At 38.2% G+C, this 23683-nt stretch carries 18 protein-coding genes; 7 read left to right on the forward strand and 11 right to left on the reverse strand.

Annotated elements, in window-relative coordinates; translation table 11 throughout:
- Positions 1 to 24 precede the first annotated feature (24 nt).
- Both focA and PR834_RS05590 read right to left on the reverse strand, forming a co-directional pair.
- Complete coding sequence (focA, locus tag PR834_RS05585) at positions 25 to 882, reverse strand: formate transporter FocA (protein WP_004256299.1); 858 nt, start codon at positions 880 to 882, stop codon at positions 25 to 27.
- A gap of 462 nt (positions 883 to 1344) precedes the next feature.
- Positions 1345 to 2118 (reverse strand): IclR family transcriptional regulator, encoded by a 774-nt coding sequence (locus PR834_RS05590; protein WP_094960677.1) that lies wholly within the window; start codon positions 2116 to 2118, stop codon positions 1345 to 1347.
- A gap of 345 nt (positions 2119 to 2463) precedes the next feature.
- Here PR834_RS05590 and PR834_RS05595 point away from each other — a divergent pair, with 345 nt between their 5' ends.
- From PR834_RS05595 to PR834_RS05605, 3 genes are read left to right on the forward strand one after another with little or no spacing between them, the layout of a single operon-like run.
- Complete coding sequence (locus PR834_RS05595; RefSeq protein WP_272536502.1) at positions 2464 to 3357, forward strand: dihydrodipicolinate synthase family protein; 894 nt, start codon at positions 2464 to 2466, stop codon at positions 3355 to 3357.
- A gap of 51 nt (positions 3358 to 3408) precedes the next feature.
- On the forward strand, positions 3409 to 4722 hold the full coding sequence (locus PR834_RS05600; protein WP_262960917.1) for an MFS transporter: 1314 nt from the start codon (positions 3409 to 3411) through the stop codon (positions 4720 to 4722).
- A gap of 24 nt (positions 4723 to 4746) precedes the next feature.
- Positions 4747 to 6342: a UxaA family hydrolase gene (locus PR834_RS05605; protein ID WP_004256293.1), complete on the forward strand. Its 1596-nt coding sequence runs from the start codon at positions 4747 to 4749 to the stop codon at positions 6340 to 6342.
- 67 nt (positions 6343 to 6409) lie between these two features.
- Here PR834_RS05605 and ycaO read toward each other — a convergent pair whose 3' ends face one another.
- A complete protein-coding gene (gene ycaO, locus PR834_RS05610; RefSeq protein WP_004256292.1) occupies positions 6410 to 8164 on the reverse strand; it encodes a 30S ribosomal protein S12 methylthiotransferase accessory factor YcaO in 1755 nt (584 codons plus the stop codon).
- 194 nt (positions 8165 to 8358) lie between these two features.
- On the opposite strand from ycaO, the gene ansB reads away from it, so the two are divergent.
- A complete protein-coding gene (ansB, locus tag PR834_RS05615) occupies positions 8359 to 9402 on the forward strand; it encodes an L-asparaginase 2 (RefSeq protein WP_004256291.1) in 1044 nt (347 codons plus the stop codon).
- A gap of 537 nt (positions 9403 to 9939) precedes the next feature.
- On the forward strand, positions 9940 to 11337 hold the full coding sequence (gene chiP, locus PR834_RS05620; RefSeq protein WP_004256290.1) for a chitoporin ChiP: 1398 nt from the start codon (positions 9940 to 9942) through the stop codon (positions 11335 to 11337).
- Positions 11338 to 11512: 175 nt separating this feature from the next.
- Here chiP and PR834_RS05625 read toward each other — a convergent pair whose 3' ends face one another.
- From PR834_RS05625 to ybfF, 8 genes are all read right to left on the reverse strand, one after another.
- Positions 11513 to 12046, reverse strand: coding sequence for a bactofilin family protein (locus tag PR834_RS05625; protein WP_231135914.1), 534 nt, complete (start codon positions 12044 to 12046; stop codon positions 11513 to 11515).
- 636 nt (positions 12047 to 12682) lie between these two features.
- Complete coding sequence (gene fur / locus PR834_RS05630) at positions 12683 to 13132, reverse strand: ferric iron uptake transcriptional regulator (protein WP_004256285.1); 450 nt, start codon at positions 13130 to 13132, stop codon at positions 12683 to 12685.
- A gap of 269 nt (positions 13133 to 13401) precedes the next feature.
- On the reverse strand, positions 13402 to 13929 hold the full coding sequence (fldA, locus tag PR834_RS05635; protein WP_004256261.1) for a flavodoxin FldA: 528 nt from the start codon (positions 13927 to 13929) through the stop codon (positions 13402 to 13404).
- A 154-nt stretch (positions 13930 to 14083) separates the two neighbouring features.
- Positions 14084 to 14377: a LexA regulated protein gene (ybfE, locus tag PR834_RS05640; RefSeq protein WP_004256256.1), complete on the reverse strand. Its 294-nt coding sequence runs from the start codon at positions 14375 to 14377 to the stop codon at positions 14084 to 14086.
- A 169-nt stretch (positions 14378 to 14546) separates the two neighbouring features.
- Positions 14547 to 16646 (reverse strand): type I secretion system permease/ATPase, encoded by a 2100-nt coding sequence (locus PR834_RS05645; protein WP_272536503.1) that lies wholly within the window; start codon positions 16644 to 16646, stop codon positions 14547 to 14549.
- Between the two features lie 3 nt (positions 16647 to 16649).
- On the reverse strand, positions 16650 to 17978 hold the full coding sequence (locus tag PR834_RS05650) for an HlyD family type I secretion periplasmic adaptor subunit (RefSeq protein WP_272536504.1): 1329 nt from the start codon (positions 17976 to 17978) through the stop codon (positions 16650 to 16652).
- Positions 17975 to 20080, reverse strand: coding sequence for a peptidase domain-containing ABC transporter (locus PR834_RS05655; protein WP_272525551.1), 2106 nt, complete (start codon positions 20078 to 20080; stop codon positions 17975 to 17977). Before PR834_RS05655 ends, PR834_RS05650 begins: the two co-directional genes overlap by 4 nt.
- 242 nt (positions 20081 to 20322) lie before the next feature.
- Positions 20323 to 21099: an esterase gene (gene ybfF, locus PR834_RS05660; RefSeq protein ID WP_272525552.1), complete on the reverse strand. Its 777-nt coding sequence runs from the start codon at positions 21097 to 21099 to the stop codon at positions 20323 to 20325.
- 325 nt (positions 21100 to 21424) lie between these two features.
- Between ybfF and seqA the strand changes: the two genes are divergently transcribed.
- Both seqA and pgm read left to right on the forward strand, forming a co-directional pair.
- Positions 21425 to 21970 (forward strand): replication initiation negative regulator SeqA, encoded by a 546-nt coding sequence (gene seqA / locus PR834_RS05665; RefSeq protein WP_004256238.1) that lies wholly within the window; start codon positions 21425 to 21427, stop codon positions 21968 to 21970.
- Positions 21971 to 22026: 56 nt separating this feature from the next.
- Positions 22027 to 23661, forward strand: a complete 1635-nt coding sequence (gene pgm / locus PR834_RS05670; protein WP_112308212.1) for a phosphoglucomutase (alpha-D-glucose-1,6-bisphosphate-dependent) — start codon at positions 22027 to 22029, stop codon at positions 23659 to 23661.
- Positions 23662 to 23683 lie beyond the last annotated feature (22 nt).

The raw sequence follows: 23683 nt of genomic DNA on the forward strand, positions 1-23683 counted from the left end.
TCTTTTCGTGTGTGTCAGTGGCTATTAATGTTTTTGGCCACTACGTAAATGCATAAACCAATAAATGAGGCCGACTAAAATCGCACCGCCAATAATATTTCCGATAGTGACTGGAATTAAGTTATCTGTAATAAAGTTACCAACCGTTAGGTGTGAAAATTGGTCAGGAGACATATTTATTTGAGACCAATATTCAGCGGGGGCGAACTCTTTAATCATAATGCCTAACGGGATCATGAACATGTTTGCGATACTATGCTCAAAACCGCTCGCTACGAACATCGCGACAGGTAACACTAGAACGACCAGTTTATCAGTTAAACTACGGCCGGAGTAACTCATCCAAACCGCAAGGCAAACCATTAAGTTTGCTAAAATTCCTAATGTAACCGCTTCAATAAAGGTATGGTGTAATTTATGGCTGGTGGTTTGTAATACATTTAACCCCCATTGACCATTGGCTGCGGTGTATTGTCCTGCAAACCAAATCAGTGCAACAAAGAATAACGCACCAATTAAGTTACCAATATAGACATTAAACCAGTTACGGAACATTTGCCCCCAAGTAATTCTTCCTGTGGCTTTTGAGACGATAGTGAGTACGGTGGAGGTGAAAAGATCTGCGCCACATACAACCACTAACATCAGACCTAAGGAGAAACAAATCCCGCCAATAAGTTTAGTGAAACCATAAGGCGCTTCAGCTGCCCCGGTTGTTGCTGTGATATAGAATACAAACGCGATAGAGATAAAAATACCGGCAGTGAATGCTGACAAGTAAGTAATTGCAGGATGTTTATTTGCCTTATAAAAAGAGGCATCATCTGCGACTTGCGCCATTACAGCAGGTGGCAATAAATTAAAAGGGTTGTCAGCTTTCATACCAACACTCTCTTACAAAGTTGATTAATTATAGCACGCAATAATAGTAACAAAGGGGTGAATTGATAAATTTGATATGGATCATGAACTCTCTAGAGAGAGCGGTGAAAATGGTTAGTAAATTGTTAAATTTGAATTTATCTTGTTGATATATAAGGTATAAATATTTTTTAAAATTTATTAAAAATTTTTATAAAGTCAGTTTTGAGCATTAAAATAAGTAAAAATATACGCGTAAATGTTAACTATTTAAGATGAATATGATCCTTTTGGCATATAATTTAACTTATGTTTGCATAATACCCTATTTAATTCGGGGGGATTCCGATATATATTCCTTAACCAAACCTTATTTCTGCAATATTTATCTAACAATAATGTAAATAATAAAAGATTCGTATAAATGAATCTACAAATGAAAGTGATATATGTTAACTAATCAAACAGCTTTTAATGTTATGGCTAGGTATAAAACTCAATATCTTCGAGTGTGTTCAATTCTTGCTCAATACGTTCACGACTTGCTAAAAGTGTTTTGATGACTTGGTTCACTTTGGATTCATCAATGCGGAAAGTTGGGATAGACACACTAATTGCAGCTATGATTTTATCCCGCTGACGCAATGCAACAGCATAGCAGGTCGTTTCTTCATTTATTTCTTTATTATCAACGGCATAATTATTTTCACGAACTGCGTTAAGCTGTAGGCGCAGTTCAGCCAAAGTTTGCACACTGTATTGGGTTAACGGGGTAAAACCTGAAGGATAAAGCTCGGAAATTTGTTGGTCACTGTAGTTAAAAATCATGGCCTTACCAAGTGCCGAGTAAATAGCAGGCAAACGAGTACCAATATTAGAGATTAATTGGACCTTTTGGGCTGATTGGACTTTATCAATGTATAGTACATCGGCACCGTCTAAAATCCCCATTTGACACACTTCATTGCATTCATCAACAATGTGTACCATTTCCCGATGAACCATTTTTAGCCAATAGGATTTTTCGAAAAATGAGCGGGAAAGGAGTGAGCAGGCGATACCTAAATAATACAGCTGGCTATTGTCATCATAATTAATATATCGATGTTCAACCAACGTTTTTAAGATAGGATAAATAGTCCCCTTTAAGATTTGTGTTTTATCAGAAAGTTGTGTCAAAGAAAGCCCAGTATTTTCAGCCGATAAAACTTGCAGTATTTCTAATACCCGAATTGTCGGCATGTGCCCCGTAGACATTAAACCACCTCACTGATTAATTTTGTCGCTATTCTAGGTTTAAAATACCACTATGTAAATCATCTCAGGAATACGTTTAATCTCAAATTGGTCATACCTGTTAATGGCTCAAGTCGCAATAAAGACGTGACTCTGTTCAAAATTTAGTAATAAAAAAATCATTTTTTAGCCAGCCTAATTGCTATTTCTTTTCTTTAAATTCTTTTTAATCAAATAATTATGTGAGATTTATATATAAATTGGATGAATTTGACTCAATCCATAATTCATGATTTCTTGTTTATTGTTTTTATTTATGAATGTGGTTTGTATATATGAACAATAATAGGTAAGGAGATTACCGGTATGGAAAGTCGTTATATCACTCCAGTAGTGACCATCTTTGATGACAAAGGTCGAGTGGATATAGAACAAAACATGCGTGTTTATGATTCATTGAAAGGCAAAGTCTCCGGTTTTGTCACAATGGGAAGCACGGGGGAATTTTTTGCGCTTAATATGCAGAGCTCAAAAACACTAATCGACCTATGTAGTCGTTACCCAAAGGAGGAAATGCGTGTTTATGCAGGAGCAAGCCGCCTTGATGTGCAAGAGTCGGTTGAATTGGCTAACTATGCATATGAAAAAGGAATCGATGGGGTGATGATCATTAGCCCATATTATTTTCCGCTGGATGATGAAGGTGTTTTCCGTTTTTACAGCACGATAGCAGCCAAAACATCTGCTAACATTTTCATTTATAACTTCCCTGAACGAACAGGTTATTCTGTCTCTCCAGATGTTTGCCTACGTTTAGCGGATAAATATCCCAATATCATCGGGTTGAAAGATACCATTCCTGACACGACTCATACCGCCCAAGTGATTGAAACGGTGAAAACCCGCTTACCTCATTTTGAGGTATATGCAGGTTACGATAATAACTTTGCTCATGTGGTTTTATCGGGGGGAAATGGTTGCATTGGTGGGCTTTCAAATATTGTTCCACAGTTTTTTGCATCGTGGATGCAGGCGTTTATCCAGGGTGATTTAGCATTAGTGGCAAAACACCAACAACGAGTAGACCAATTGATGGCTATATATGGTGTCAATGCTCCATTTATCCCAACCTTTAAAAAAGCATTGCAGCTAAAAGGTGTGGTTAATTCAGACTATTGTACAGCGCCATTTATTGGCTTGAACAATATACAGATTGAGCAACTTCAGCAGTTATTAACCCTTGCTGATTCACCGCTCTGACCTTTCCTGAATCAAACACAATAGAACATCTTACCAACAGGGAAAAATATCATGGCGACAACGAAAGCTTATAACAATCCTGTTTTAAATTCTGCGATAGCCAAATCGTGGAAACGTTTAGTACCTCTGATGTTTATTTTGTATTTTGTTGCATTTATTGACCGTGTGAATGTCGGTTTTGCTAAAGATGCGATGCAAGTCGACATTGGTTTATCCGATTCTGCTTTTGCATTCGGCGCAGGGATTTTCTTTGCTGCTTATGCATTGTTTGGCATCCCTGCAAACCTGATTTTAAACAAAATAGGGGCGCAAAAATGGCTAAGTATTACGACAGTTATCTGGGGCGTTCTGTCTGCAATGACAGGTTTTGTCACCAATGAGACGCAATTTATTATTTTACGTTTCTTATTGGGGTTGGGGGAAGCCGGTTTTTATCCAGGTATTCTATTATTAGCTTCCATTTATTTCCCCAATAATGTACGCGGGTCTGTAATTGGAATCTTTGTTTTAGGCGTACCTTTGGCGTTGACACTGGGCTCGCCATTATCCGGCGCGTTACTGGAATTGCATGGTTGGTTAGGTCGGCCGGGCTGGTTCTGGATGTTTGTCATTGAAGGCCTTCCCGCTGTTGTGATTGGTATTTTTGCCTTCTTTTATTTGGATGATAGCCCTGAAAAAGCCCGTTTTTTAACCGAAGAAGAGAAAAAAGCCCTAACTGAACAATTAGCTAAAGAAAATGCAAAAACTGAAACCACATCAGTATTATCTGCACTAAAAAATATCAAAGTTTGGCACCTTGCACTGATTTACGGCACGATCCAAATTTCAGTATACGGTTTGATGTTCTTTCTGCCTTCCCAAGTTGCGTCCTTAATGGGGGAAAGCTTAGGTTTTAAACAATCCTTAGTTGCGGCAATACCTTGGGCTTGTTCTGCATTTGGAGTGTATTACATTCCTCGTTTTGCCGACCGTCATCCAACTCGTCGTATCGAAATCTCAGTTCTGTGTATGTTAGCCGCAGCATTAGGTTTGGCATTGTCAGCATTTGCGAGCCCTGTTTTTGCTATTGCGGCGTTATGTTTAAGCGCTGTTGGTTTTTTATCCGTTCAACCGGTGTTTTGGACGTTTCCACCTCAGTTATTAAGTGGTCCTGCATTAGCAGCAGGAATTGGTTTCTGTACCACCATGGGGGCATTCTGTTCATTCCTCGCACCAATCATTCGCGTGGAAGTCGATAAAATGATGAATAGCAATACCGCAGGTATCGTGACATTAGCGGTGATCACCGTCGGTTGTGCCATTTTAATCGCATTACTTAAAAAAAACACTCATAACAACAACCTCAAAGCATTGTCATCTAACTAATGACAATTTTTAGGAAGGTGTGACATGCAAAAAATTCTCAAAATTGATGAGAGCGACAACTTAATTGTTGCTTTGAAAGACCTGCAAGCAGGCGATATCTACCACTGGGGAAGTGAAGAAGTGACCCTAGTGACCGATGTGAAAGCAAAACACAAGTTCGCCATGGAAGCGATACCCGTTGATGGTATTGTTTCGATGTATGGTACTGCAGTGGGAAAAGCCACAAAGCCAATCGCAAAAGGTGAAGTTATCACAGTCGATAATATTCGCCACTATGCAGCTCCGGTTTCTTTAGAGCAAGATGCGCCATATGAGTGGAATGCGCCAGATGTATCGGCATATCAAGGACGTACATTTAAAGGCTATATACGTGAAGATGGGCGAGTGGGAACTGCAAACTATTGGTTAATCTTTCCATTAGTATTTTGTGAAAACCGCAATGTAACAAAGCTCACTGATGCCTTAAATGAGGCATTAGGTTATACCAATAATAGTTTGAAAAACTTTGCGTTAGATTTAACCGCAGGCGAGCAAAGGGAAGGCGCAAAACCTAAATTATTCCCACATATAGAAGGTGTGCGTTGCATTACGGTCACGAGTGGTTGTGGTGGGGCGACTTCTGACAGTAAAACGATGTGTGATGTGCTTGCTGCCTATGCAGATCACCCTAATGTGATTGGTATTACGGTGTTTAGTTTGGGCTGCGAAAAAGCACAGCGCAAAATGTTTAAAGAGTCACTTGCTGCTCGAAACTCCAATTTTAATAAGCCTGCACTTTACTTCCGCCAGCAAGAATGGAATAGCGAAGAAGAAATGATGCAAACCGCTTTGAAGCAAACTTATGAGTGCATGAAGGCTGTCGAACCACAGTCCCGTGTGGATGTTCCGTTGTTTCATTTAAAACTCGGTGTGAAATGTGGCGCTTCTGACGGTTTTTCTGGTATTTCGGGTAATCCTGCGATGGGGCTAGTTTCTGATTGGTTAGTGACCTTGGGGGGCGCATCAGGTTTAGCTGAATTCCCTGAATTGTGTGGTGCAGAAGGGGATATGGTGAAACGGTGCGTGTCTTTTGAGGATAAGAGAAAATTCTTAGACTTGATGGAGCGTTATGAAAAGACAGCAAATTTCTTTAATACTACGATTGCCGATAACCCGAGTCCCGGTAATATTGCAGATGGATTAATAACAGATGCAATTAAATCGACGGGAGCGGCTAAAAAAGGCGGAACGTCGCCGATTAGTGCGGTGTGTGACTATGCGGAGCCTATGCCTGACAGCGGGTTATCATTAGTTTGCACGCCGGGTAATGATGTTGATGCGGTTACCGGCCTTGTTGCTGCGGGGTGTAATGTGGTTATTTTTTCAACAGGACTTGGAACTCCTACAGGGAACCCGATTGTGCCAGTTTTAAAAATATCGACTAATAGTGCCATTGCAGAGCGTCTGTCAGACATAATTGATTATGATTGCGGGCCAATTATTGATGGGGTTCCACTACCAACAATTAGTAAAGGGTTATTTGAACGGGTGATTGAAACGGCAAGCGGTGACTATCAGGTTCAAGCGGACCGATTAGAACAGTTTGATTTCTTATTATGGAAACGTTCATTGGATTTATAATTAATATAAACCAATAAATTGTGAAAATGTTGACGGGGCAAGTTCCCCGTCAACGATTTAATTCACATTATGCATTATCACGCTTTGCTTTTTGCAGCTTTTCATAAGCAGCCAGCAAGGCTTGATGCGCAGGAAGTGCTTTAAGTTCTTCGTCAATAGACCACAAGCCATAGAAGCATGATTCCCCAGCGATAGCGGCTGATGCAGCATTTACTGCCTCTTGACCATACATACGTACAAAGGCGTTGTAGTATTGTGCAGGATCACGTTCTTCTTCTTGGGATAACAACAACAGGGTTTGCAAGCAACGATAATAATTTGCACGCTCAGCAGTAAATACCGAGCTATTGAAGTCTTGTGTCCATTCAACCCAAGCAAGTGCTTGCTCGAGATCACCACCAGCCAGTGCCAACATGGATTTTAGTTCGCCAATACGCAGGTTACTCCACCCATTGTCTTTACCTACAGCCAACCCAAGTAATTCACGAACACGGGTAAAATCATCTAAACCGTCATCATCTAATTGCTCGATAAGTGCAAGATAATCTTGTTTTTCCCATTGGCTATCAGGTAGGTTGATAATCGTGTCACGTAAATAAGCGCCCATCGCGTTATTGGCGATATGTAAGTCTTCTACTGGGTAAATATCAGACATACCTGGGACTAAAATACGGCAAGCGTAGACACCCAAATGGTTATAATCTGCAATATAGACTTCAGCATCTAATGTATTGAAAATACTAATAAGCGTTGCAAATTCTTCTTGAGTTGTGCCTTTAAAGCTCCAATCTGCAAAGGCATAATCGGCATCATCTTTAAATAAATCCCAGCTAATTAAACCGCTTGAATCAATAAAGTGAGTTTCAAGGTTTGTGTGTTCAGCCACTTCTTCGTCATCAAAGGTCGGTGCATTAAATACATCGAGGTCTTTTAAGCCACGGCCTTGTAGCAATTCGGTGACTGTACGTTCAAGGGCAACACCAAAGTCAGGATGAGCACCAAATGAGGCAAAACAAGTCCCGTTCTGTGGATTGAACAAAACCACACAAATTACAGGGTATTGGCCGCCTAGTGATGCGTCATAACAGAAAATTGGAAAACCTTCTTTTTCTAAGGTTTCAACGGCTTCAACTACCGCAGGATAACGAGCCATGACGTCAGCAGGGATAGCCGGTAAGCTAATACTTTCAGCAATGATTTTATTTTTAACAAAGCGTTCAAAGACTTCGGAAAGGCCTTGTACACGCGCTTCGTTGGCGGTATTTCCCGCAGACATTCCGTTGGAAACATATAGGTTGCCAACGATATTCATTGGAATATATACGGTTTGATTGTCTGATTGGCGGGTAAATGGCAGGGCGCAGATACCACGTTCTTCATTGCCGGATTGTAAGTCAATTAATTGGCTGGCGGCTAAGGCGTTATCGGGGTCATAAAATTTAATCAAACGATTGTCTAATAACCCTTCAGGTAAACTATCATCTTCGGTTAGTGGAAACCATTTTTCATTAGGGTAATGAACAAAATCCCCTTCAGCGATAGATTTACCAAGGTAAAAGTCCGCAAAGAAGTAATTCGTTGATAAACGCTCAAAATACTCACCAAGCGCTGAGGCTAATGCGGCTTTTTTGCTCGCTCCTTTACCATTAGTAAAGCAAAGAGGGCACGCTTTATCGCGGATATGTACAGACCAAACGTTGGGTACAGGGTTTAACCAAGAGGCTTCTTCAATATCAAACCCTAATTTCTTTAATTTGGTTTGAAATGCATCGATGGAATCTTCAAGAGCGGCATCTTTGCCGGGAATAAAAGTTTGGCTCATTGTCAGTCACTTGTGAATAGAGTGTTTCAAACGGCCTATGATACGGATTTTTGTCGCAAGCCTCACGCTTTTTATTTATTCACAGATAAATCATCTTAAAATTCATTATTTATCCTAAAATAATTGTATAGGTCACATAAAATTCAGCATAATTTCACATAATAACTGAAGTTTATTAATGAAAGGAAAATAGGATGAAAAACAGAAATAAAGCGCTTTTGGCGACATTGGTTTCACTGTTTGCCGTATCCGCTATCGCTCAACCTAATATTACAGTATTGGCGACAGGGGGAACGATAGCAGGTGGCGGTGATTCAGCCACATCTTCCAGTTATCAAGCGGGTAAAGTAGGGATTGATGCTTTAATTAATGCAGTGCCAGAAACCAAAAAAATTGCCAATTTAAGTGGTGAGCAATTGGTGAATATTGGCTCACAAGATATGAATGACCAAGTCTGGCTGAGCCTCGCGAAAAAAATTAACCAAGATTGCGATAAAACAGATGGTTTTGTAATCACTCATGGTACTGATACTTTAGAAGAAACGGCATTTTTCCTTGATTTAACCACGCAATGTAAAAAGCCAATTGTTTTGGTTGGTGCAATGCGTCCTTCAACAGCTTTGGGCGCTGATGGTCCTTTGAACCTGTATAATGCAGTAGTTTTAGCGACGGATAAGTCTGCTGGAGAGCGCGGTGTTCTGATGGCAATGAACGATAAAGTCGTGCAAGGCCGTAATGTGATGAAAATGAGCACCACTGAAGTACAGGCATTTGATGCAGTTAATGGTGGGGCAGAAGGTTTTATTCATGATGGTAAAGTCACTTATTTCCAAGCAGCGCAACCTCGTGGTGACAAAGCGGCATTCGATGTCAGTAAACTCGAAAAGCTCCCTGCGGTAGGCATTGTTTACAATTATGCCAATGCATCAGCGGCTCCGGTGAAAGCTTTGAGAGAAGAAGGGGTTGAAGGGGTTGTAAGCGCAGGTGTGGGTAACGGTAATATGTATAAAGCGGTATTTGACGCTTTAGCAAAAGCAGCGAAAGAAGACGTGGTTGTCGTTCGTTCAAGTCGTGTACCAACAGGTTATACGACAAGAAATGCCGAAGTGGATGATAACTTATATGGTTTTGTTGCTTCAGAAAGGTTGAACCCGCAAAAAGCGCGTGTATTGCTTCAGTTAGCCTTAACTCAGACTAAAGATCCTCAGCAAATTCAGGCATTATTCGAAAAATATTAATTATCAAAACAAGTGTTAATTTAATACAGCGGGGTGCAGTAGCCTGTACCCCGTTAGCTTTATTGTTTGTTAAGAAATTTTATACTTACGTATGTTATTTTTCAGTACAACAACATTTATCCTAATTATTTGACTCAGTAATCTGAGCTTTTTTAAGGCAATTAGGTCAATGTGGTGATAGAACTTTGAGAATTCCTACAAAATAGGAAAAATTAAGGTACAAACAGTTAATTTATTGATTTTATCTTGAACCCTTTCTTATGTGTATTCTCTATATATTTTTTATATTTATCAATTTATTACATTTTATTTTTAGCAAGGTCATCACTGGTGATAATGGCAATTAATTAAAATTAATGTGTCGTTGATCATATTTTGGCAACAAAGCCTGTATCTGTGTTGATAATTCGCGTTGCAAAAAATAGGCTAAATACATCGCAAGAGGCATAACTCATTGTGAATATTTAGATTTAAATGGAAAGTTAAATCGTATTTCGGCCGAAAAATAAAATTAAAAAATATTAGAGGAATACAAGAATGGTTAATAAAAATGTCAATACTGGCAGGAAATTGCTCGTCTTAAAAATCGCAATAGCGATGCTGCCTATTGGTTACCAGCCAATCATGCATGCGGAGCAATTTCTTGAAGATTCAAAACTTACTGGTGGCCTTTACTACTGGCAACGAGATCGTTCACGTAAAGATTTAGACCCTAATAGTGATAAATATAAAAAGTATGCGGATAATCTTAAACACTCAACGTTTAATGCCAGCCTAGATTTCTCATCAGGCTATTTTCAGGACATTATTGGGCTTGATTTAGCGGGTTTTACAGCTATTGAGCTATCGAACAGTGGGCCTGCTGCACCAAATGAAATCGGTTTTAGTGACGCAAAATCACGTTGGGATGAAAAATGGACAGGGGATCGTAGTGGTGTGACTTTTTATAAAGCGGCTGCAAAATTGAAATATGGCCCTTTCTGGGGGAGAGGCGGCTATATTCAACCAACGGGGCAAACGCTATTAGCATCCCATTGGAGTTATATGCCTGGAACATACCGTGGATTAGAGGTGGGCGGGGTGTTTGATTTTGAGCAAAATGGTGAACTCAGCATGTCCTATATGTGGACCGACCGCTATAAAGCACCTTGGTACCGCAGTATGTATGATTTTCGTGAAGCGGATGGTAAAACTGGGATCAGCTATTTACAATCAATTGGTTTCAAATATGACTTTAAAAACAACTTAGTTCTTGAAGGGGCATATGGGCAAGCAAAAAGCTATATGGACCAATATTTTGCCAAGGTTTCCTATGCTGTTCCTGTTGTAGACCGTGATTTACGTATGTCTTATCAATTTTATGGAGCAAAAGACAAGGTTTCAGACGGCGGAGTTAATGATGTTTATGACGGTTTAGCTTGGTTGCAAGCGATGACATTAGGTTACACCTACGATGAATTTGATTTTAAATTAGAGGGAACCTATGTAAAAGCTAAAGGTAATCAAGGTTATTTCCTACAGCGTATGACCCCTGGTTGGGCAACATCAAATGGCCGCATGGATATCTGGTGGGATGGCCGTTCAGACTGGAATGCTAATAATGAAAAAGCCGTTATGGCTGGTGTTATGTATGATTTAAAAAATTGGGATTTAGCTGGATGGAAAGTTGGAACCTCATATATTTATGGTTGGGATGCTAAACCAAGTACGAATAGCCAATATGCTCAAGATGTACGCTTAAAAGAAAGTGCATGGAACTTTGATATTTTATATACCGTGCAGTCAGGTAGAGCAAAAGATACGCTATTTAAGCTACATTTTACCAAATATGATAATCATACAGATATTCCGAGTTATGGTGGTGGTTATGGAAATATTTTCCAAGATGAAAAAGATATTAAGTTTATGGTAATGATGCCATTTACTGTATTCTAGAGTAGAAAATATTTTAGTAACAAATGACTGCTATAGGGGAACTATGGCAGTCATTTGCCTATATAGGAAAGAGGTTTGTTATATATTTTAATATTAATGAGATGTTTTAATAGGTGTAAATACTGATATAAAAATTGAAAATAAGGTGGGTATATTCACCTTATTTTTATGGTGACTACAAAGAAGCGTTATTTACACTTTCATTGGGTATGATAGCGTCTTGTTTTAACTTATCTTTTAATATGGTAACTTTTTCCGATTGATGAGGAGGATTTTTAATTTGAGCATGGCCAGATAAAACCCCTCCTTTTTTAATTGATAAGCTACTGTAATGGATAGTACCGTGGATTTCGCCATTATTTTCAATACAAATAGTATCAGATAAGCACTCACCTTCAATACGCCCATTAACTACCAGTTCTTTACAGGTGATATTTCCCGTGACTTGGCCGTTTAACATGACTTTAACAGTATTATCTTTTCCTGTTATATTTCCAATGACTTTTCCATAGATATGTACTTGCTCATTAGAGGTAATATTCCCTTCAAAAATAACGTCCCTAGAGATAACCGTATTCGATTTTTCTTCACTAATAGTAGGCGTTGATAGTGTAATTTGTTCTTCTATCTTTGCAGTCACTTCAGGCTCATTACTTATAGAAGGGGGCGTCGATGTAGGCGTGGGCTTGTTTTGTCTTTTGGTGAACATTTTACTTACCTTTTTTTGATTGAAGTATAAGATCAAGAATAGCACTGATAATACGAACGAAAATAAGGTGATAGATAAATAGCTAAAAAACCACCCTATTAAAGTAAGAAACCAGAAGAAAAAACTTGTGTTGAGAAAAAGATATGTTTTTTTCATCAGATAATCTCTTACAAATTACTAAAATACGTAATTAGTTTAGTCAATAAATGTAATTGTGCATTTAAAGTGTATTTTAACTTTATGGCTACATTTGAATCATCAACTTTCTAAATTATAGTTAAAATAATAGAAAGGAAATAAAATAATTTTTATATAGTATGAAAAATTAGAAAACATCTATAATGTTATTTATATATCACTTTGATATATAAGTATAATTCTAGATGATAGAATATATTCATCAGTGAAATAATATAAGGGTTTTGATTTGAATTGCAACTATTATAGTTTCTAGGAAAATTTTTTATTAACTAAAAATTGTAGTGATAAATAGTTAAATTTAAGTTATTCATCATAAATTATCACTAATTGAGTGAAAAAAATATGGATATTTAAAATAAAAAACCCTGATAAAGTTTATTATCAGGGTTTTGGTATTTTTAACCATTACGTTTTATCAGCGATGGTTGAATACTATTACTCTTTTGCTTCGTGTGCGTCAGCATTATCACGGCAATCACCATCTGCGCAATGACCATATAGATATAAACTATGGTTAGATAGTTTAATGCCATGGCGAGCAGCGATATTTTTTTGGCGAGTTTCAATGGATTCGTCAGTAAACTCAATCACTTTTCCACAATCTAAACAGATTAAATGATCATGGTGATGTTGCTGAGTTAACTCGAATACAGATTTACCACCCTCGAAGTTGTGACGGGTTACGATACCTGCATCATCAAATTGGTTTAACACGCGGTATACGGTTGCTAACCCGATCTCTTCGCCCATATCGATCAGCTTTTTATAGAGATCTTCCGCACTGACGTGGTGGCACTCAGGCTCTTGAAGTACTTCCAAAATTTTTAATCTTGGAAGAGTGACTTTGAGTCCAGCATTTTTCAATGCTTTGTTGTTGTCTGTCATGCGGGTTTGTCCTGTATCTTAAATCATAAATTTAACAATAATGAGACATTTTTAACATCAATACAGTTGTCTTCTAAACTGATTTACAATTATAGGCATGGAAAATAAAAATAGAAACCATGCATTGTCTCATTATTTTGATAATCTCTTGAGAACCTATCCTATTAGGATACCTTATCGGTTATTTTAGATTACGCCACTGGCTTAAGTGATTCATTTTGTACAAGACAGTGGTGCAATCTATGGGTAAGGTTTCTTTATATGACCTATTAGCCTAAAATTTCAGCTAAAGACATTTCTTCAGAGATTTGTTTTACCCATGCATCAACACGTTCATCAGTTAGCTCAGGTTGACGATCTTCATCAATAGCTAAACCAATAAAGTGGTTGTCATCTGCCATACCTTTGGATACTTCAAAGTGATAACCTTCTGTTGGCCAATGACCAACAATAACAGCACCACGAGGCTCAATAATATCGCGGATCGTACCCATAGCATCACAGAAATATTCAGCGTAGTCTTCCTGGTCTCCACAACCAAATAAGGCGACAAGTTTACCTTCGAAATCAATTTCTTCGAGAGTAGGGAAGAAATCATCCCAATCACATTGAGCTTCACCATAATACCAAGTTGGAATACCGAGAAGTAGAATATCAAAAGCTTCAATATCTTCTTTACTGCATTTTGCGATATCGTGAACTTCTGCTACATCTTTGCCCAATCTTTCTTGGATCATTTTGGCAATATTTTCTGTGTTACCTGTGTCACTTCCGAAGAAAATGCCTATGACTGCCATAAAGTGATTAACCTCTTGTTTTTCTAAGAGGACTAGAAGTGAAAATTCGCCTTCTAGAGCCCACTTAGAACGAAAATAGATAGAATATTACGCCTTATTCTGGCGAAAAAATGATGCTAAGTCTGTCAAATTTGTGTGATTTATCAAGATAACGTTATTTGAGTATTGATGTGTTAACATGCTCAAGTTGTGACATCAAAATTTCTTCGATCAATTCACTACGGCTTATATTTTTATCTTCAGCTAACTGATTCAATATCACGACAGCTTCTTCGTTCAGTTTCAATTCAACTCTACGCAATCCTTTCACTTTATCTCGTTTCAGTTGGTTGCGTTTGTTGATCCTCAGTTGTTCATCCCGTGATAGCGGGCTTGTTTTAGGTCGCCCAGGCCTTCGTTCCTCAGCGAACAAATCTAGTGTAGTTCGATCCGTTTGTTCTTTTGCCATGTCTATAACTGCTAAAAGGGTGTGCCAGTAATTCAGCGCGCCATGATACCCTAGCTAATCCCCTTGTGCTATAGCTTCATCTACGATGATTTGGTTTAATCGGTTGTAAAATGAGCGCTTTTAGTAAAAAAGCACCACTCGCTATAGGTGTGATGCTTTTTTATCCGTGTTATTGCGTTTGTTGGCGCCATAAATTGGCGTATAAGCCATTTGATTTGAGCAAGTTTTCGTGTGTATCCATTTCGTGTACTTCTCCTTGGCAAATAACACATATCCTATCAGCATGCATAATCGTGTTGAGTCGGTGAGCAATACTAATGACTGTTCTTCCTTGCGTAATTAAAGGCATATTTTCCATAATGGCAGCTTCTGACTCGTAATCGAGCGCAGAAGTGGCTTCATCGAGAATTAAAATGTCTGGTTCGGTGAGTAAAGCGCGCGCAAGTGCAATTCTTTGACGTTGACCACCTGAAAGGTTCAAGCCTTTTTCTGATAAGGGATAATTAAAATTATCAGGCAATGCCATAATAAAGTCATATGCTCCAGCTAATTTTGCTGCGTGAATAACTTGTTCGTTAGTCGCTTGCGGGTGGCTTAAACGGATATTCTCTGCGATAGAACCGACGAATAAAGTGCTTTCTTGTAATACAACGCTCATTTTTCGGCGTAATGACACAGTATCTGCGACAGCTAAATCCATGCCATCAACAATAACTTGCCCATGTTGTGGTACATAAAGTCGTTGTAATAATTTCGTTAAGGTGCTTTTTCCAGAACCAGAAGGGCCAGTAATCCCAATAAATTCACCAGAATTAACCATTAATGACAAATTATTGATAACTTCAGGCGTATCAGGTTGATAACGAAATCGGATGTTTTGAAACTCTATTTTTCCGTGAATATTTGAAGTGTTTGCAATCCCTTTACGTTCATTTTCTACAGGTTCATCAAGAATATCTCCCACCCGACGCAATGAAATGATGGTATGTTGGAAATCTTGCCAAACTTGAGCAAATCGCAATACAGGTTGTGTAACATGCGCGCTTAGCATATTAAATGCCACTAATTCGCCAGGAGAAATCCCACCGTTTAATACCTCCTTGACACCAACCCACAAAAGAATTGCGGTAGTTATTTTACTCACAAGTGTCATTAACTGAGAGGCAACTTCACTGCGCATTGATACTTTAAAGCTTTGAGTTAGCTGCTTGCTAAATATTTTTTTCCAGCGTTGATTAAAGTATTTTTCTGTTGCTGTCGTTTTTATGGTTTCAATCCCAGTAATACTTTCGGTGAGAAAAGTGAGACCATTTTCATCGGCTTGGTAAGATTTTTGAGTTTGTTGGCGAATGATTGGGCCTAAAACCATCCATAAAACAAAAAATACCCCCATAGAGCCCAATAAAATCCAAGCCATCAAACTACTATAGGAAAATAAAACCGCGACAAAAAGGATAACAAAGATAAAGTCAATGAATAGCATCAGTGTCGAGCCCGTTAAAAACTGCCTTATATGAGCTAATTCACGGATCCTTGCGATAATTTTCCCTGTTGGCCTTAGCTTAAAATAATTTAAAGGTAAGGCCATTAAATGGCGATAAATTTTCCCTGATAATTCAGCGCTTATCTGGCTACTACTATGACTAAAAATCTTATTACGAATAAAACCATATATCGGCTCTGCAACAGCAATGGCAAAAATCGCCAATGCAATAACGTGTAAATTTGAGAGACTGCGGCCAACTAACACTTTGTCGATTAAATTTTGAAACAACAGTGGGTTAATTAAGGCGAAAAGCTGAATAATGGCAGAGAGAATAAAAATATTTCGTAATTTAACATGTTGTCGCAAAATAGAGGGAATAAACCAGCTAAAACCAAAGGTCTTTTTTTGCTCCGGCTCTAATTGCTCCTTAATGAGTAATACGTCAAATTTAGCTTGTTGATGCCCAATCGAATTATAAATAGGTTCTCGTTCATCATTAGTTGGGTTAATGAGTACCAATTCATTTTCTTGGCTAATCACTTGCCAGAAACCATTTATATAGATTAAAGCGGGCAAAGGTAGCGTACTTAATTGTGTATATTGTGCTGCAATAAGCTCGGTTTCATACCCCAATGTCTGTGCGCATTCTCTAATTTCCCACTCAGTAGGGGATAAAGTTTGCATGCCAATAGCATGTCTTAGTTGGTCAGATGAAACATTGTTTTGATAATATTTAGCCACCCAAACTAAGGCATCCAAGCCATGATTATTTAACTGTTCCATCGATTATTTTTCTCTCATCGCGTTTGAGGTGTATTCATTGATTGGGCTAAGTAAGTAATCAATAATACGGCGTTTATCCGTTTTTATTTCTGCCACAATGGATAAACCGGGTGTCAACTCAATAGACTCACCATCAACTAATAGTTCTTTTTGCTTAAGACCTATTTGCCCTAAGAACACTAACCCAAGATTTTCATCGAGAGTACTGTCACGAGAGACGGAAATCACTTCCCCTTCAACTGTGCCATAACGAGTGTAAGGGAAAGCATCTATTTTCACCTCTGCTCTTAACCCTTCATGGATGAAACCAATATCTTTATTTAAGATTTTAATTTCAGCTAGTTGAACATGATTATTAGGTACTATAGCCATTAACTGCTGTGCGGGTTGTAACACTGCACCTATAGTGTGTGTAGCAAGTTGTTGTATCGTGCCATCAACGGGAGCCCGTATGATTTCTAATTGGTTTCTTTCTTTATTTTTTAATAGTTCTTGCTCAAGGGAAGCCCGCTTAAAGTCAGCTTGTTTGTATTTTTCATCCCACTCTTGGTTTTTTTGGACTTTAATTCTGTCTACCTTTTCATTTAAGGCTTGATACTGGCTTTTCAGAATGGAAAGCTCAGATAATTTGGTGACTTTTTCTTTTTTAGCGATTAATAGTTCTCGCTCTTGTTCTAAAAATTCCTTCTGGCTGATCAACTGCTTTTTAGTTAACGAATGGTGTGCATCGAGACGCTTTTTGATGTTTACGATGAGGGAATTGATAGTGAGTAATTCGTCTTTTCTAGCTTGCTGATTGACAGTATTTAATTGAATTTCATTATTAAGTTCATTAATTAATGAATCAAATTCTATTTTTTGTGTTTGATAGCTAGCCCGTGTATTGTTTTGTTCTAGTTCAGTTAATTGGTTAAATAAAGGTAATTGCTCAATAGGCTGTTGTGAAATCAATGCTTGATAAATTAATATTTCGGCTACATGGAAGTTATGTTGGTAATTTAAACTCAGGATATCTTGGTCAACACCTAATACATTGACAGTTATTAAAGGATCCCCTTGTTTTACTACTTGCCCATCAGTGACATGAATATGTTCTAAACGACTTAATTCAAACGCTTGAATTAACTGTGTTCGTCCTGAAACAATAAGTTTACCTTGCGTGGTTGCTTGAATATCCAACTTACCAAAAAATGACCAAGTCACAGCAAGAAAAACGCCTACACTAATAGAAATAGCGACGTATAGTGCCAAGTAAGACGGTGGTGTTTTTAATATCGCCAAGTGTGAAGGCAAAAAGCTGTTATAACGGTTTTTGTCTAATCGATGTTTCATTTTACGTCCATGTCTGATTTCAGAGACTGTTGTAGAGTCCACAAATGTTTATAAAAATTACCTTGTTCAATAAGTTGCTGATGGCTACCTTGCTCGATAATTTCACCATTTTGCATCACAATGATCCGCTGGTGATGGCGAATAGTTGATAGGCGGTGAGCAATTGTGATGATGGTCCTTCCTTTTGCAATAATATGCATATTTTCTTGAATAACGGCTTGGGATTCGTCATCTAAAGCGCTAGTTGCCTCATCAAAAATAATCACTTTAGGGTTGGAAAGCAGTGTTCTAGCAATAGCAATACGTTGGCGTTGGCCGCCAGAAAGTGATGTTCCCCCCTCGGCAAGAACGGTGTCGTAACCTTTTGGTAATTTCAAAATAAAATCGTGTGCTCCCGCCATTTTGGCGGCATGAACGACTTCGTCCATGGAGGCATCCGGTGAGGTTTGAGCGATATTGTGAAAAACAGATTGGCTGAATAAGAAATTTTCCTGTAAAACAATACCAATTTGTTGTCTAAGGGAGTGCAAGTTAATCGCAGACATGGGGGTTCCATCCACAAAAATAGCACCACTTTCAGGGGTATAAAGCCGTAGTAATAATTTAGCGAGGGTGCTCTTACCTGACCCTGATGTCCCAACAATACCAATAGTTTCTCCCGCTTTAATATTTAAATTAAAGTTTTTTAGAACAAATGGCATGTTAGGTTGGTAGCGGAACGAGATATTTTTTAGATTTAAATGCCCTTGAAGAGATAACTTATTTTCTTGCTGTGATTGTTCGGTAGGTAAGTTAATAATTTGGGAGAGTTTTTCGATAGCGACACTGGTTCGAATGTAGTCCCCCCATAGTTTAGTTAGTTTGATGAGGGGCTGGTTAGCGTGGCTAACCATCATGTAAAAGGCAATAAGCTGGCCAATCGTCATCTGCAACGCTAAAACTTCAGAAGCACCAACCCACAAAACAATAGCACTGGTGATTTTTTCAATAGCCATCACTAGATGTTCAGAGCGGGAGCTTATTTGCCCTGATACAAAGTTAGTTTGGCTCATATCAGCGGTTTGGCCGTCCCAGCGACGAGTGAAATTTGGTTCGACGGATAAGCTTTTGGCTGTTTCGATCCCATTGATACTTTCGGTCAAAAAAGAGGTATTGATGGCAATATTGGTGAACTGTTGTTGTGCAGCAGATTCAATTTTAGGCGTTAACCACCAAGCTAATAAAAGATAAAAAGGAATAGAACACAAAAATATTATTGTGAGTGTTGTGGAGATCAAATTCATCACAAAAATAAATACAAATAAAAATAGCACATCGACACATAGAGTAAAAAAGCTGCTGGTTAAAAATTCACGAATAGTTTCGAGCTCTTTTACTCGGGTGACAATTGCGCCTATTTGCCTGCTTTTAAAAAAGGGAATAGGCAGTCTCAGTAAATGATTTACCAGCTTCAAGCCCAGTGTCATATCAATGCGGTTAACAGTGTGATGATAAATATACTCACGTAACCCTTTCAAAGTCACTTCTATTAACGCCGCAATAATTAACCCAAAAATTAAAACGTCCAATGTGACTAAGCTATTATGAACGAGTACTTTATCCATAATAACTTGCATAACAATAGGGGAAACTAATGCGAGTATTTGTAATATAAATGAAAAGAATAAAACCCACAAAATAATGGGTTTGTATTTCATAAATTCAACTTGGAACCAGGTAATGTCAAATTGACCCTGCTTAAGGTTTACTTCTAACCAATGACCATTCCATTGTTGATTCAGCTCATCAATACTCCATATCTCTGGGGGCGTATTCCCAAATTGCTGAATGAGTACTTGTTCTTGATTGCAGTTAGCTAATAGAATGGCTTCTCCTTTGGTATTATATAAAATAGCAGGGCATACGATTTTAGTTACATTTTTATTCTTCTGATATTTATTCCTACAGAGAATGGCATGTTTCGATTTAATAATGTTAAGTTTTTCATTATAACCAATAGATTGATTGAGTGTTTGTTCTAGTTCTTTAGGATTTACTTGCCCTGATAACTTAGCAATAACACTAATGAAGTATAATGTTGATTTTGATTTGAGACTATCCATTTTCTATATTAATAAATTCCTTAAGTTATTTGAATTTTTAATTCCAAATTTGCATTGATAAAATATGCACTAGATAGTAATAAGGTGGAGTAGAATTTGGATAATACAGGGTTTGTAATTCACTGTGTATTGAAGTTAGTCTTATTATGTAATTAATAAAGTAATTATATTTAACTACAAATATATTTAAAGATATTGAAAAGCTATATATCTTTTCAATATCTATATTTAAATGTGTTCAATTATTCAGGGATAGATAAAAAACGATGAATAGCTCTTAAAACATGGTCTGGTTTTTCTGCATGAACCCAGTGCCCTGTATCAGCAACAACCCACGCTTTGGCTTGCGGAAATTGTTGTGCGATTTGTTCTTTATATTCAGCTTGTACATAAGGGGAATTTCCTCCTGGGATTAACAGCACGGGTTTATTCCAGGCGGGTACTATTTCCCAACCAATAATACTTTCATAATTAGCTTTTAGGGCAGGTAAATTAAATTTCCACTCACCCTGTTTAAAGGATTTAAGCAGAAATTGGATAACACCATCCTCATTAATGTAATCACGCATAATCACAGTAGCTTCTTGGCGAGTTTTTGCATTTTTTGCTGTAACGGCATCAAGCGCCGCGAATATTTTATCATGACGACGGACTTGGTAAGCGACAGGCGCCATATCAATAGCAACGATACTATTAATAAAACTAGGGGCTATTGCTGTTGCCGCCATGGCGATTTTGCCACCCATAGAGTGACCAATTAAAATAGCATTTTCGTAACCTAAAGACTTTATTAGAGTAATAACATCTTGGGCCATTTGTTGGTAACTCATTTGCTCATCACGAAATGAGTCACCATGATTACGAACATCAATTTGAATCGTATCGAAATATTGTTGTAGATTACGTCCTAAAACACCTAAGTTATTGAGGTCACCAAATAACCCATGTATGAGTACAATAGGACTATTTGAGATTGGATTTTCAGGTTTATGGATAGTATGGTTAAGTAACACAGTCATATTTGTTTGATCAATTCGTCAGCGGTACATGTGGTCTTATCATGTCACGGCTATGAATAAAATCCAAATGGTCAAATAAGCTGCGATTTTGGCTGAGGTAAGTCAATGAGTCGATAATCAAAATATCCTTAGCCAATGAATTTTAGAAAATTGAAGTTGATCACTGAGGCAAAATACTGGAAGTCATGGCATGATAACCCACTGAATTATCTTTGAACTTAGAATAATGTTTACTTTAAGTTATTGAAATTTTAATTGTTTTGTTTTTTTTAAATCTGTCTTATAATCACACCGCAAATTTTAGTTAAAAAAGTACTGGGAAAAAATGAAAACGATAGAAGTTGATGAAGAGCTTTACCGCTATATTGCGAGCCATACACAGCATATCGGTGAAAGTGCATCGGATATTTTGCGCCGTATGTTAAATTTCAAATCCGGGCAGCCAGTACAAGCAAAAGAAATTAGTCAGGAACATGCTGTTATTAAGGCTGAACCTGCGATGAGTACACCTGCTGTTGCATTAAACCCTGTTAGAGTCATTAGAGAGCTTCTGTTATCTGACGCTTATGCAGAAAAAAGTAAAGCGATTGACCGCTTTATGTTGATTTTATCTACTTTATATAGTTTAGATGCGAATCGTTTTGCGAGTGCAACAGAGTTAATGCATGGCCGAACTCGTATTTATTTTGCTGGTGATGAACAAACATTACTTGCAGCTGGTAAGCAATCTAAGCCGCGTCATATACCAGGAACACCCTATTGGGTGATCACGAATACGAATACGAATCGTAAACGTAGCATGGTTGATGCGATCATGCAGGAAATGCAATTTCCAACCAATGTGATTGAAAAAGTTTGTAATACTATTTAAAAACTGAAAGGCCACTGATGTTGATAACAAAGCATCAGTGCTTTGGGAGAAAACAAGTGACAATACATGAACGTGCAGGGCAGCTTCCGTTTCAAAGTGACTTGATCAATGTCGCTCAATTAACCGCTCAATATTATACGCAGCAACCACAACCCGATAATACATCTCAAGCTGTTAAGTTTGGCACATCAGGGCATCGTGGTAGTTCGTTGCGTAAAAATTTTAATGAAAACCACATATTAGCCATTGCACAAGCAATTGCCGATTTACGCAAAAAGCAAGGTGTAACAGGTCCTTGTTTTGTAGGGAAAGATACCCATGCGTTATCAGAAGCAGCGTTTATTACAGTGGTTGAAGTGTTAGCGGCAAATCAAGTTCATGTAATTGTTCAGGAAAATAATGGTTTTACGCCAACTCCAGCTATCTCTCACGCTATTTTAAGTTATAACCAATCACACCAAGATGTTGCGGATGGCATTGTAATTACGCCTTCACATAACCCACCTGAAGATGGCGGTATTAAATACAACCCTGCGAATGGCGGGCCGGCTGATACCGATTTAACTTCTGTTATTGAAAAAAATGCAAACCAATTGCTAGTCAATAACCTGGAAGGGGTTAAAAGAGTCAATTTTGATACAGCGATGGCGAGTGAATACGTTATTCAGCAAGATTTGGTTATGCCTTATGTCTCTGCATTAGGCGAAGTTGTTGATATGCAAGCGATTGCTAAGTCTGGTTTGAAAATTGGTGTTGACCCACTAGGCGGTTCCGGTATTGAATACTGGAAAAAAATTGCTGAATATTATCAATTAGATATTGAAATCGTAAATGACCAATTAGACCAAACGTTCCGTTTTATGCCTTTGGATCATGATGGTGTTATCCGTATGGATTGCTCATCAAGTTGGGCAATGGCGGGTTTGCTTGGGATGAAAGAAAAATTTGATTTAGCTTTCGCTAATGACCCTGACTATGACCGTCATGGCATTGTTACCCCCGATGGTTTAATGAACCCAAATCACTATCTTGCTGTGGCAATCGACTACCTATTCCAACACCGCCCTCAGTGGGGAAAAAATGTTGCGGTAGGGAAAACACTTGTCTCAAGTGCGATGATTGACCGTGTTGTTAATGATATCGGTCGTGAATTAGTTGAAGTGCCTGTAGGGTTCAAATGGTTCGTTGATGGGTTATTCAGTGGACAACTAGGTTTTGGCGGTGAGGAAAGTGCAGGGGCATCATTCTTAAAATTCGATGGCACACCTTGGTCAACAGACAAAGACGGTATCATTCTTTGCTTACTAGCCGCGGAAATTACGGCGGTTACCGGTGAAAACCCGCAGCAGCGTTATAATAACCTCGCCAAAAAATTTGGGGCACCGATTTACAATCGTATTCAAGCGAAAGCTACTCACGAAGAAAAAGCGAAGCTAAGTAAATTATCACCGGAAATGGTTGCAGCAGATACATTGGCAGGAGATAAAATTACACAGCGTTTAACCGCAGCCCCCGGTAATAATGCGCCAATTGGTGGTTTAAAAATCATGACTGATTATGGCTGGTTTGCAGCAAGGCCATCAGGTACGGAAGAAGCGTATAAAATTTATTGTGAAAGCTTCCGTGGAGAAGATCATTTACGCCAAATAGAAAAAGAAGCGATTGAGATCGTAAGCAAAGTTATTCGCTAATTTTTAATCTTCAATAAAAGAC

Origin of the sequence: Providencia sp. PROV182, from assembly GCF_028480325.1 — a bacterium.
GTDB lineage: Bacteria > Pseudomonadota > Gammaproteobacteria > Enterobacterales > Enterobacteriaceae > Providencia > Providencia hangzhouensis.